The organism is Metabacillus bambusae (genome assembly GCF_017497975.1).
Lineage (GTDB): Bacteria > Bacillota > Bacilli > Bacillales > Bacillaceae > Metabacillus > Metabacillus bambusae.
In genome coordinates this window covers 179837-192005 of the sequence record NZ_JAGDEL010000004.1, presented here as the reverse complement: position 1 = coordinate 192005, position 12169 = coordinate 179837, and the positions used below count along the sequence as shown (strand labels likewise).

Sequence of the window (12169 nt, the reverse complement as noted above, 5' to 3'; positions counted from 1 at the left end):
AATCGATGAGAAAAGTAATGATTGTTGATGATGAATCTCTTGTAAGGGTAGGTTTTCAAACAATAATTGATTGGGAAGCGCACGGCTACCAAATCTCTGGGTTACACAAAAATGGTCTTCAAGCTTGGGAAGCAATACAGATTGAAGGTCCTCCTGATGTATTATTGACAGACATTAAGATGCCTGAAATGGACGGATTGGAGTTAATACGACATATTCGTGAACAGAACATGGATTGTAATATCATAATTCTAAGTAGCCACGATGAATTTACCTACCTAAGAGCTTCTATTAAATTAAGAGTACAAGATTATATATTAAAACATACATTTGAACCAGATGAATTAATTCAGACGCTTAATAAATTGGATTACTCAGTTTATAAGGAAGGACAAAGTAAATTAGTAAATATAGATATAGAAAAAGAACAGCGATTATTACTTCAGGAATCGAGAATCGAATCACATTTCTTAATAAGGGAAAAAGAGATAAATATAGATCGATTTCCCAGTTTGGTAAAAAAATGGGGAATAAAAGATGCTCAAGGATACTGGATTTCGATTAGAGCATATCCAAGAGAAAATCCATACTTTAATTCAGAACTAACTGCTTTAAATTATCAATTGCAGGAATTAATAGAAAGATTTAGTTCTATAGTATATGTTGGTATGGACCAACAAACTATACATGCTTTTTATAGAATAGACTCTGAATCCAATCCTTTAAATAAAAATATCTTTGATAAATGGTCAACTTCGGTCTTACAAAAACTTGATATTCCAATTGTTATAGGTCTCAGTAAAAGAAATTCCTTATCAAGTGGAATTATGAGGATGCGAATACAAGCTGAAACAGCCATTAACAAATCTTTTTATTTTGGGGAAGGAGTCTATCTCTGTGATAAAGATAATCCAATTGAGAGAATCTCTGTCATAGAATGGGCAAAATTGAAGGAAAGTGCTTTAGAAATACTAACTGCAAATGAGATAACATCCATTTATAATTGGATGGATAATATAGGGAATCAATTTGCACAAAGGTTTGTACCTCAGGAAGAAGCCATTCGATTTCTTCACATGGTTTACAGGAGTTTTTTAGAAAGTCAAATGGAAATCTATTTATTAAAAAAGGAAGAAATGGAGGATGGATTACATTCAAGTTTGGTGAATTATGAAGATGCAATAGTAAATTCGAACCCCACTTGGAAAGAAGTGTTAAAAACTACATGTAAGATGATGCAGGAAAAAGATGAAAAGACTCTAAAAAAAATAAAGAGTCCGTGGCTAGAAGTAGTTATTAAATATATTAAGGAACATTATACAGAACCAATTCGATTAGAAGATGTCGCAAGTCTTGCAAATTTTAATGAGAATTATTTTAGTCTGTTATTTCGTAATGAAATGGGTATCACTTTTCTAGAATATGTTACTCGGTTACGTATAGAAAAGGCAATTCAATTAATGAAAGATACAAGCCTTTCTACAGAGGAAGTTAGTTTTCAAGTTGGCTATCCAAATGGAAACTACTTTGTTAAGGTTTTTAAGAAAGTCACGGGAATTACTGTATCTCAATACAGATCAAATCCAAATTCCTTAATTAAAAGTATGAAAAATTGACCCAAACAGCCTTCATGTAAAAAAGGCTGTATTTTTTTTGATAATAAATTGTAATCTATAAATTGTTGGGAAGTGCTATTGCTGTAAGATCTGAAAAATTTGCATTTAAAACATAATAATTGGAACCAATTAAAGAGTTAAATACATAAAGGTTTAAATTTTGTTAATTTTATACAAAAACGACTTAATATCTGGAAGCGTTTTCTGTTTTTGTGACATGGAAATGAAAGCGGATACTGATTAAGATTAATACAAGTAAGACAAATAAAATAAAAGGGGAGAATAATGATGAAGCGAAGAATGATTAGCTTATTTCTTGTTTTTACACTTACTTCAATTTTTGCTTTACTAGGGTGTAGCAGCAATACTACAAAAGAATCAACAAGTGGTGATGAAAAGCAAGTGACTTTAACGGTTTGGGGGGATCAAGAAAACCAATCTAAAGTTGAACCTGCTTTTACAAAGATTAACAAATTATTTATGGAGAAGCACCCTAAAATCAAATTAGATTACCAGTATTCGGGTACTCACCAGACAATAGATACTGCTGTTAGATCGGATTCACTACCTGATCTATTTTATGTTCAGGGTAATAAAACACCTATGATGAAGTTATACGTAGAAAGCGGAGCCTTACTTCCATTAGATGAATACAATTTGGACTTAAGTCGATATTCTGAAGAAGCTATTGCTTATGCAACAGTTGATGATAAGCTCTATTCTTCACTTCCAGCTTTCATGGATTCACAATTAATTTATTATAACAAAGATATTTTTAAAAAATATGGAATTAGTGAACCGAAGACCTTTGAAGAATTTATTAGTATATTTGATACCCTAAAAGAAAATGGAGTAACACCAATGTCTATGCCAGGTAAAGACGAATGGGGACGACCATGGCTTGCGTTTTCATTGGCAAGTGCTTTAGCTAATGACGCTCTAACTAGTCTTAATAATGGAGAAGGTGACTTTTCAGATCCTAACATTGTAAAGGCCTTCCAAACGATGCATGATCTTGCTAAAAATGATTTCTTTTCTAAGAATTTTATAACAGTAGATACATCTGGATCTCAGCTTGCCTTCACAAATGGAGATGTTGCGATGATGGCTGATGGAACGTGGAGTCATCCAACTTATAGCAGTACGATGAGTAATCTTGGTACTTTTTACATTCCAGGTGTTGAAGGTGAAAAACTTGCTCCACTTAGTTTAAGCAACTATACAACTTATGCTGTTTCAGCTAATACGAAGCACCCTGAAGAGGCTGTTGAGTATCTTAAGTTCTTATCAAGTAAGGAAGCACAGCAAATTGTTGCAGAGGAAGTAGTAGGAGCAATACCAACTTTAGATGATATTACACCAAGTAAAGATGTAGTGGAATTAACTGAATACGATTCATTTGGACATAATATTTTAACTGTTTTATCAGATGTTTCAACAGATAAAGTTGCACTTAACGATATATTTATGAGAGAGATCATTCCAGGATTGTTAACGAATGAATTATCTGGAGAGGAAGCAGCTAAACAATTAAATGATGCCTTAGCGAAAACAAAGTAGAATTCATACCTAAAAGGCTAGGGTATAATCCTAGCCTTTTACTCAAAAAGGATGGTGAACAGATCATGCAATCAACTAAGTCGTTTGCCAATTTAAAGAATTGGCTGAAACAGCATCCATATTTATTGTTTATTGCACCAGGATTTATTTTATATTCGATTTTTGCCATTTACCCAATCATTTCGGCAACCAAGATGAGCTTCTATTATTCAAATGGTTTTGGGGATTCACACTTTGTAGGCTTACAAAACTATATCGAATTGTTTACAACAAAAGAGTTATATAGTCAGTTTTTAAATGCCTTTAAGAATAACATTCTATTATTTATATTGAATATTTTACTTGTTTTACCTGTGCAGATTTATTTAGCCTATTTAATTCATACGAAAATCAAAGGTTATCGTTTTTTTCAATCGATCATCTTTGCACCACAATTCATTACTCCAACAGTTGTTCTTTTTTTGGGGACGTTAATTTTAGATCAAAATGTTGGGGTTTTTAATGAGTTTTTAAGAATGATTGGATTAGAAGAATGGGTACGAAATTGGTTAGGGATCCCTGGAGTGGGTATCTTCATTGTTTTTATCTTAAACGCTTGGGTTGGAATAGGTTTCAGTATGATTTACTTTATCGGAGCAATGAAAATGCTGCCCGAAGAGATATTTGAAGCTGCTTATTTAGATGGGGCTGGATACTGGAGCCGTTTATTCCATATAGTTCTTCCTTTATTAAGAACTACTATTATTAATGTGGTTGTTATCTCCTATATTTTTTCCATGACTATATTTGATTTGAATTATTTATTAGGTGGAGTTGATGGTGGATATGAACATTCTATGGATGTATTGACACTATTTTTCTATCGAATTGCTTTTGGTACAAGTGGTGCTATGGGAGGATCTCTTGGTTCTAACTCATTAGGAATGGGGACGACAATCGCGGTAGTGATGTTTATCATAATTCTAGTTGCTTCTTTAGTTCAGTTAAAATTAATGGTTCGGAAGGAGGAAGACTAAATGTTTCGTAGTGAAAAACTCTACTTAAGCAGAATAATAATAACGATCTACTGTTTTTTTACAGTGTTTGTTTTAGGTTATTTAGTATATAACTCATTTAGATCAAAGCAGGATGTCTTAACGAATACACTTGGTATTCCTAAGGAATGGAGTTTCGATGCCTATGTTGATGTTTTTAGAATAGAGGGATTCCATTATAACATTCTTAGTAGTGTAGTTATTTTAATTGGTGCTCTAGTACTCTTAATTTTCCTTTCATCAATGGTTGCTTATGGGATTGGGATCTATACATTTAAATATAAGCAAGTTGTAACCGTTTATTTTTTGCTTGGTTTAATGTTTCCAGTCCAATTAGGAATTGTGCCTATCTTTTTGATCATTAAAAACTTAGGTTTAATAAATAGCGTTTGGGGTGTTGTGCTAATATTGGGTGCAGGAATTTCAGTTCCGGTGCTTTTGTTAACAAATTTCTTTGCAAACCTACCTCGTTCTCTTTATGAAGCAGCGAAGATAGATGGTGCTGGGGAATGGACAATCTTTTATAGGGTAATGTTTCCGATTGCTTCACCAATCGTAGTCAGTCTATGTATTATTAGTTCAGTTGGTATTTGGAATAACTTTTTCATTCCTCTTATAACCTTACAGAATGATAACGTAAAAACAATTCCATTGGCAATCATGAAGTACACAGGAAATATCATGTTGTATATTGATAAAGCGATGGTAACGTCAGTAATTGCTACCATTCCTATTTTGATTTTGTTTTTTATTTTCTCTGAAAAAGTTATTGAAAGCGTGGCTTCTGGTGGAGTTAAGGAATAAATCTATCTGTATGAAACTTATAATCTAGCTTGGGAATAGAGGAGCGAATAAATGAAAACAAAAATACTAACTCAAAGGCCTACTGGATTGCTTGTTGAATTAAATGAAAATCCGTTGCTCGTGGAGAATCTAACCAATCCATCTTTTAGTTGGATTGTTAATGATTATGGAAAAAATGAAATTCAGACAGCCTACCAAATTATCATATCAGAAGATGATACCTTCATAGATAACCAGGATCAAATCATAGAGCGTAACCCAATGATATGGAATTCAGGAAAAGTTTATTGTAATCAATCTTCAGGTGTAAAGTATTCTGGTCCTAAATTGAGAAAGAACACCCGTTACTTTTGGGCAGTCCGTACTTGGAATAGAGATGATCAAGTTAGTCCTTTTTCTAAAATTGAGTTTTTTCAAACGGCGTTAAAAGATAATTGGAAGGCTGTTCCAATTTGGCAAAGAAGTAATGGTGAAATATCGAATCCTAACTGGCTTTTTTTAAGAAAGAAATTTAAGGTGCAAAATAAACCAATTAAATATGCATTAGCATATGCAACTGGTCAAAGTCCTGATCCTGCTCGCCAATATGTTTATCGGATGAATATGAATCATCAATTTGTTGGATTGGGACCTATTCGTAATTTTAACGATAATTGTATTTATAATGCTTTTGATGTAACAGAACACCTACACATTGGGCAAGAAAATGTTATTGGTACAATAGCCTACACAACAGAAAACCACTTATTCATGATGGAATTGCAAATAACCTATATAGATGGTTCAACAGACGTGATAATAACCGATGAGACTTGGAAAACAAAAGATGCCATTGATGTATATACAGATGCAGGATACTTTAATTACGATTATTCGTTTTTTGAGGGACCAAATGAGCACATTTATGTAGAAAACTTTCCATATGGATTTGACGGGAACCCTGATTTTGACGACTCATCTTGGCATGAAGCCTATAGAAAAGAACAACCCTTAAATTTATATGGATATCCTTCTAAAAACTTAAGTGAAGTTAAATTGCTGCCAAAGCATATTAACGAAATAGATAAGAACCACTTTATATTAGATTTTGGAGAAACAATAATAGGGGGCCTACAATTAAATATTGAGCTGGACCAAAAGCTACAAGAGCCAGTAGACATCAAACTTGGAGAGGTATTAAATGAAGATGGACATGTCAAGGTTAAATCAAAAGCGTTGGTTAATTACCATGATAAATGGTATTTAAAACAAGGTTATCAAGAGGTGCGACACTGGGGATATCGTGGATTTAGATATGCAGAAATACAAGGGTTACCGGATTTTATAACAATTAGTAACATAAAGGGTTATGTAACTTCAGTTGCTTTGAGGTTTCCTTTTTGTTCTTCTGCTGCTTCTTTCCATTCTTCAAATGATAAGTTAAACGAAATCTGGAGCTTTTCAAAAAACTCTATCAGAGTCTTAAACCATAATATTTATGTGGATACGCCAACTAGGGAGAGAGAGCCTTATGAGGCTGACTCTTACCTTCAGCAATTATCTCACTATGCTGTTGATAGAGAGTTTTCTTTAGCTAGACTTTCAACAGAATATTTACTGTTTAAGTCTACTTGGCCTATGGAGTGGAAAATATACACGATCATGGCCGCCTGGCAGGATTATTTACACACAGGTGATGATTATTTTATTACAAAATATTATAAGAGTTTAAAAAATAAGCCTCCACAAGTACTGTTGAAAGGTTTTGATGAAGAGAAAGGACTTGTATTTAAAGACTCTTTAAATGGTTATGGGGAAAACGCAGACATTGTGGATTGGCCAAAGGAATTACGAGATGGTTATGAATATAGTAACTGCCATAATGTAGCTAACGCTTTTTACTATAAAGCAATGTCTGAATTAGAAAAAATAGCGAATGCTCTTGGAGAAGTAGACGATGCTAAGAGATTTTCTACATTAGCCAAAAAATCAAGAGAAGGTATCCAAACGTATTTTTACGATTTGGAACACAATAAATTTAAGGATAACATAGATGGGACCTTACATTATTCAGTACAATCAAATGCCTTTGTTATTGAATTTGGTGTAGCATCGAAAGAGCAGGCTAATTATGCTGCAGATTATTTAGCTAGTCGAGGCGAAATTAAAGGTAATGTTTACAGTGCGCCATTTCTTTTAGCAAGTATGTTTAGAAATAATCAAGAACAAGAAGCTATTAATTTTATGACTGGTCATAATTCGGATGGAACAAAAAGAAAGAGTATAAATAACTGGTGGCATATGATTGAATTAGGTTCTGGTTCAACAATGGAAGCATGGGATGAATCTCAAGACTGGACGGTAAGCCATTCTCATCCCTGGGGAGCATCACCGACATTTATTGTGCCACGAGAGATCTTTGGTATTAAACCAATAAAGCCAGCTTATGAATTATTTGAAATAAAACCTTTACTAAATAGTTTGGAGTATGCATCAATCACAATACCAACTATAAGAGGACAAATAAACTGTTCTTATAATAAAACTGATTTTGGGTATAGCTTTAGCGTAATAATTCCTGTTAATACCAGGGGAATACTCTATTTAACTGAGGGTAACGAAGTAAAGTTAAATGACGATTTATATAGACCAACTGATACAGATGAGGGAACTCTAACCTACGAGATTGGTTCCGGAAGTTATGAATTCAGTATTGTTCAGGGAGAATAAAAGAAATTTTAGAACTGTCCGATAATCCTACTGACACAAAACTTTAAATTAAAAGAAGTAAGAGTAATCCTCAAATCAAAAGAAACTAATGATAGATTATCAGAAAAACAAAATGTTAGTTTTTAAACAAGAGTGGAACAAAAAAAGTGGATATAAAAGTAGATTCTTCAAAAACCTATCAAGAAATCATGGGATTTGGAGGAGCTTTTACAGAAGCGGCAGCATATACTCTTTCCCAAGTATCTCCTGATAAAAGACAGGAAGTAATCGAGAGTAACTTTGATCAAGAACAAGGATTAGGTTACACAATTGGAAGAATTCATATCCATAGTTGTGAGTTTGCCTTAGAAAATTATAACTATGTTGAGGATAATGATGTTGATTTATAGTAAGCAATGGCCTCGGGCTGATATCTTGAATAGAGATATCAGCCCGAGGCCATGTTTTAATGAAGGATTTTTAGCCTACTTCGCTTTCAATTATTGAACACAAATATTAGAAGTTAAAGAATTTAAATCCTCTTCATTTACCCAAGAAACTAAACTAACAATAAAATTTCGATTTTTATATGAAGTATAAATGGACTTTAATACCTAAGAGGTGAAATACTCAAAATACTCCACAAAGGCTACTCTTGGTTTTTTATTTAGGAAACACAACTTTTACTTTGACCACATGCCCCTATATTGCACAAAAAAATCTTGCTTAAAGCTATTTGCAGTTTGTTTTTGTAAATCTGTACTTACGTGCGAGTAGAATACTGTAGAAGCTGATGCTTCCAGTAAGCAATGGAAGAGGAAAGACTTATAACGACGATCGCGATCATCGACGTCCCAACTGCGACTTGCTGGGAAATAGATATAGGTAATAGAGAATCAAGTCCAAGTAAAAGCGGCACAATAACTATGCCACCGCCTAATCCTGCAAGACTCCCAATGATCCCTGCAAGCAATCCACCGATATGTGTAAAAATAAATAGATCATTGATACAACCTCTTAGAGATATTTCTTTATATTTTGTAGAACAACTTCGTAGGCATTTGGCCACATATGAATGCCTTCAACCGAAAATTCTGCTTTAAGGTTGCCGTTATTGTCAAATAACCCCTCATTAACATTTATGAACATATAGTTGTGCTTTTGTGCTAATTTCTCTACAGCTTGATTTGCTTCTTTTAGTGTAGTGTTGTTCCGATTTTGAAACATGAATTCTTTTTGTTCTGGGCCTACATTAGGGAATGTTGTTTCCGTATTAACCGGGTAATATGCCATGACATAGATCTTTGATTTAGGCAGTCTTAGCTTTATTTGCGATAGGATGTTGTCATAGTTTTCAATAAGATTATTTAATTGGTAAGTTGGAGAACCAATGTCATTGGTGCCGATATTGATAAAAATTTTAGAAGGCTCTAGTTCAAAAATACAAGTGTCCAAGTTAGCTATGAGGTCAGCAGACACAAAGCCACCGACACTCCGATTATAGATGGTATAAGGCTTCTCAAACGTTTGTTGCATTTCATTTATTGGGAATTGTTCCATTAGAGAAGAACCAACAAACAGTATCTGATCTTTTTTTGCATATTGATTAAGTATTTTATACCTCGTTACTTTTTCTTCTTGTTGTTTTTTTATAAAAGCCATTATAGCGTTCATTGATTCAGACTCTGCCCACTTCTTTTGAGACATATGCTTCCTCTCCTTTTTGTTCTATTTGTATTAGTTTTTGATTGCTGTTGTAAACCATTATATAGATACTCAACGATAATTGTATAATATATAAAAATAGATAAATTTATATAAAAATAGTTATAAAACGAATTACTAAGCTTGATAGAAATGGGGGATGAATATGGTGGATATACAGCAGTTAAGGCACTTTAAAGTGATTGCTGAATTGGAGCATATGACGAGGGCAAGCGAACGATTACTTGTGGCGCAACCGGCACTAAGTAAAACGATCCGTTTACTAGAAGAAGAATTCCAAGTAAAGCTGTTCGATCGACTAGGAAAAAATATACATTTGAATGAAAATGGGCGAATTTTGTTAAAGTACACGAATCAAATCATGGATAACCTTGATGACGCAAAAAAGGAAATACTTGAATATAATAACCAGCAAAACAATGTTGTCACTATTACCATGCAGGCTGCTTCCAAGCTAAACACTTATCCAGTAGTTGGATATAATAGTGAACAGGTTTTAAAAGAGAGGGAGGAAAATCCTTATTATTCTTTAAAGTTTAACCTTATGTAAAATATCAATTAACAACTAAACAGAGTAGAAAAAAACGTCTTAATTCCCTTGATAGTACTGGAATTTGAGAAGCTTTTTTATTATATCGGGAACTAAATATAAGTGTTATTAACACGTCTAGAGGAAGCCGGTCAATAATTTATTACGTATTGATGTTTTCATATGTATTTCTCCTTCTGCTAAATTGAATAATAGATTAGTTCTATTTTATGTTTTATATAGGCATTTATGACCTGATGACCTTAAATAAAGCTTAAAAAACAGATAAGTAATCTAAATCTATCAGATTTTTATTACATTATTTTATCGACCTCTTATTTGATAATCTTTAATTGGAAAACAATGTTATTATGAATGTAATTAGAAGAAGCGGATAAATCATGGTGGGAGGAAAGCACATGAAATTAAGAGATGTTCTTAGTAAGGAGGAACTCAATAATGTAGATTCGTTGGAATTGCAAATGCTTGAAGCTTTCTATTGATGTCATAATATGAGTACATCTATAACACGATAGGAAATCACTAATCTGAGTTATTATGTTCCAAGAGACATATAGGAAAAGTCAAACTATAAAATATTGAGTATAATTATAGTAAGATATGTCATTAAAATGAGATTGAAAGGGGAAGTTTGCTATCAAAAAAGAGACAAGCTTTGATAAAGCTGTTGGTTACGCAAAAGCTTCTTTGGCATTAGAAGGTTTAACTTTAACTGAAAAAGAGGAGTTACTTGTAAGGTATAAGTTGGAAGGTAAAATTTCGGAAGAAGAGTTTAACGAAAGAGTAATGGAAATAGTAAATGAGTTATGATACAGAAAACCATCAGTCTGTCTATTGTTATCCTGGAACAGACGTATTAATTAATAAATTCAACATTAAAGAACAAAAAAAATTAGACACTGCAGAGAGAATGCATACAGCAAGGAATAGTAAGTTAATAGAGTTCTATCAGAAAAAACGAGACGAGGGAAAGCCACATAAAGTCGTGATGATTGCCTGTTCTAACAAACTCATTCAATGAATATTCTACATTTTAAAACGTAAAGAGGCTTTTAGATAAAACCAGTATTATACTATAGGTCCATAACCTTCCAATGGAATTGAAAGGTTTATTTGGCATACCGAAATTTATTATAACATGGATAATAATCAAATTTTAAATTAATTATTGACCTCCTAGTAGCTGGTATTGGGGAGTAACTCATTTTTCAATAAATGGATATTTCGGAATAGAATGTGAAGAAATATACTTAAACTAAAGGTGCAGAATAGTTGAATAAAGATTTATGAAAAATACAACTAACTATTGATATCGACAAGAATTAAAGGAGGGCAATTGCCCTCCTTTGCTACGTACCATAATTTATAATAAGGGTTGTTTATAGTCAGTCATAAAAACACTAACACCTTCTACATAGAATAGAGAAGAAATTTCAAATTCTTGAGGTAACATGAAGTGTAATTGCTCATATCCTAAAGTATTTACTAATAAATGAGCTGCTTCTGATGATACTGGGAAGTTATTGGGATTAATGTCATTAGAGATTACATAAACTAACTGACCATCTAATACTTTGATACCAATAATATCTAAGTAAGCAGTATTAGAACCACTATTGAAGTCTGCCTCAATACCCTGAATATTAGTTTCATCAGCCATCAAATCTACTCTATGTTTATCTAAAGCGGTAGCCTCATCAGTTACTCCAAAAGGTAGATTATCATAAGAATCTGTCTCTTCAACATTTTTAGGTGGTGTGACCTCGGATTTGTGTGGGTTGTGTTTACCATTCTCCCATCCGTAGTGATTTCCGTTGTTTGTGTCAGCAGCAAACGCTTGTGTCCCCATTGATAAAGCCATTGCCCCAGCAAGAATAATTCCTATTAATTTTTTCATTCTGTGTTATTCCCCCTAAGTAGTAAGTATCTCAACAAAGACTATATTACCAAAAGTTTATGACTTTTTATTCGCTTAAATAGTCCGCTTGGGGAAAATGATGAAGATATATATATGTACGCAACAGGTGAATGCGGTACAGGAGTCGAAGTTTTTCTTTTTGCTATCATTCATGTATTAATAGGATTAGCTTTATTATGGAAATTTACCAAAAGCACTTATTGTTATTTGCATCTGTGTTCTTAATTCTGAGTTTTCTTTATTGGGGAACAGTTGTGATAAATTCGTTGCTAAG

At 33.1% G+C, this 12169-nt stretch carries 10 protein-coding genes and 1 pseudogene; 8 read left to right on the top strand and 3 right to left on the bottom strand.

What is annotated here, in order from left to right; genetic code table 11:
* Positions 1 to 5: 5 nt before the first annotated feature.
* The 6 genes from I7822_RS07640 to I7822_RS07615 all read left to right on the top strand — a co-directional run bounded on the left by I7822_RS07640 (position 6) and on the right by I7822_RS07615 (position 8112).
* Complete coding sequence (locus I7822_RS07640; RefSeq protein WP_207976622.1) at positions 6 to 1616, top strand: response regulator transcription factor; 1611 nt, start codon at positions 6 to 8, stop codon at positions 1614 to 1616.
* Between the two features lie 285 nt (positions 1617 to 1901).
* Positions 1902 to 3176, top strand: a complete 1275-nt coding sequence (locus I7822_RS07635) for an ABC transporter substrate-binding protein (RefSeq protein ID WP_207976619.1) — start codon at positions 1902 to 1904, stop codon at positions 3174 to 3176.
* 65 nt (positions 3177 to 3241) lie between these two features.
* Positions 3242 to 4192, top strand: coding sequence for a carbohydrate ABC transporter permease (locus tag I7822_RS07630; protein ID WP_207976617.1), 951 nt, complete (start codon positions 3242 to 3244; stop codon positions 4190 to 4192).
* Positions 4193 to 5014 carry a carbohydrate ABC transporter permease gene (locus tag I7822_RS07625; protein WP_207976616.1) on the top strand — a complete coding sequence of 274 codons (822 nt, stop codon included), beginning with the start codon at positions 4193 to 4195 and terminating at the stop codon, positions 5012 to 5014.
* Positions 5015 to 5065: 51 nt separating this feature from the next.
* Positions 5066 to 7723 carry a family 78 glycoside hydrolase catalytic domain gene (locus tag I7822_RS07620; RefSeq protein ID WP_207976614.1) on the top strand — a complete coding sequence of 886 codons (2658 nt, stop codon included), beginning with the start codon at positions 5066 to 5068 and terminating at the stop codon, positions 7721 to 7723.
* A 146-nt stretch (positions 7724 to 7869) separates the two neighbouring features.
* A complete protein-coding gene (locus I7822_RS07615; protein ID WP_307847701.1) occupies positions 7870 to 8112 on the top strand; it encodes a hypothetical protein in 243 nt (80 codons plus the stop codon).
* 362 nt (positions 8113 to 8474) lie between these two features.
* Here I7822_RS07615 and I7822_RS07610 read toward each other — a convergent pair.
* Positions 8475 to 8696, bottom strand: a pseudogene (locus tag I7822_RS07610) (TSUP family transporter); the annotation flags it as partial.
* A 23-nt stretch (positions 8697 to 8719) separates the two neighbouring features.
* Entirely contained in the window at positions 8720 to 9409 is a 690-nt protein-coding gene (locus I7822_RS07605; protein ID WP_207976612.1) for a GDSL-type esterase/lipase family protein, read from the bottom strand.
* Positions 9410 to 9572: 163 nt separating this feature from the next.
* Here I7822_RS07605 and I7822_RS07600 point away from each other — a divergent pair, with 163 nt between their 5' ends.
* Positions 9573 to 9977 (top strand): LysR family transcriptional regulator, encoded by a 405-nt coding sequence (locus tag I7822_RS07600; protein WP_207976610.1) that lies wholly within the window; start codon positions 9573 to 9575, stop codon positions 9975 to 9977.
* Between the two features lie 799 nt (positions 9978 to 10776).
* Positions 10777 to 10998, top strand: a complete 222-nt coding sequence (locus I7822_RS07595; protein ID WP_207976608.1) for a hypothetical protein — start codon at positions 10777 to 10779, stop codon at positions 10996 to 10998.
* A gap of 342 nt (positions 10999 to 11340) precedes the next feature.
* Here I7822_RS07595 and I7822_RS07590 read toward each other — a convergent pair whose 3' ends face one another.
* Positions 11341 to 11874: a hypothetical protein gene (locus I7822_RS07590; protein WP_207976606.1), complete on the bottom strand. Its 534-nt coding sequence runs from the start codon at positions 11872 to 11874 to the stop codon at positions 11341 to 11343.
* Positions 11875 to 12169 lie beyond the last annotated feature (295 nt).

Excerpts from the sequence above, each read along its gene's own strand:
- I7822_RS07620 (WP_207976614.1), top strand. The coding sequence starts at position 5,066 with ATGAAAACAAAAATACTAACTCAAAGGCCTACTGGATTGCTTGTTGAA.
- I7822_RS07590 (WP_207976606.1), bottom strand. The coding sequence starts at position 11,874 with ATGAAAAAATTAATAGGAATTATTCTTGCTGGGGCAATGGCTTTATCA.
- I7822_RS07640 (WP_207976622.1), top strand. The coding sequence starts at position 6 with ATGAGAAAAGTAATGATTGTTGATGATGAATCTCTTGTAAGGGTAGGT.
- I7822_RS07635 (WP_207976619.1), top strand. The coding sequence starts at position 1,902 with ATGATGAAGCGAAGAATGATTAGCTTATTTCTTGTTTTTACACTTACT.
- I7822_RS07630 (WP_207976617.1), top strand. The coding sequence starts at position 3,242 with ATGCAATCAACTAAGTCGTTTGCCAATTTAAAGAATTGGCTGAAACAG.
- I7822_RS07625 (WP_207976616.1), top strand. The coding sequence starts at position 4,193 with ATGTTTCGTAGTGAAAAACTCTACTTAAGCAGAATAATAATAACGATC.
- I7822_RS07605 (WP_207976612.1), bottom strand. The coding sequence starts at position 9,409 with ATGTCTCAAAAGAAGTGGGCAGAGTCTGAATCAATGAACGCTATAATG.
- I7822_RS07595 (WP_207976608.1), top strand. The coding sequence starts at position 10,777 with ATGAGTTATGATACAGAAAACCATCAGTCTGTCTATTGTTATCCTGGA.
- I7822_RS07600 (WP_207976610.1), top strand. The coding sequence starts at position 9,573 with ATGGTGGATATACAGCAGTTAAGGCACTTTAAAGTGATTGCTGAATTG.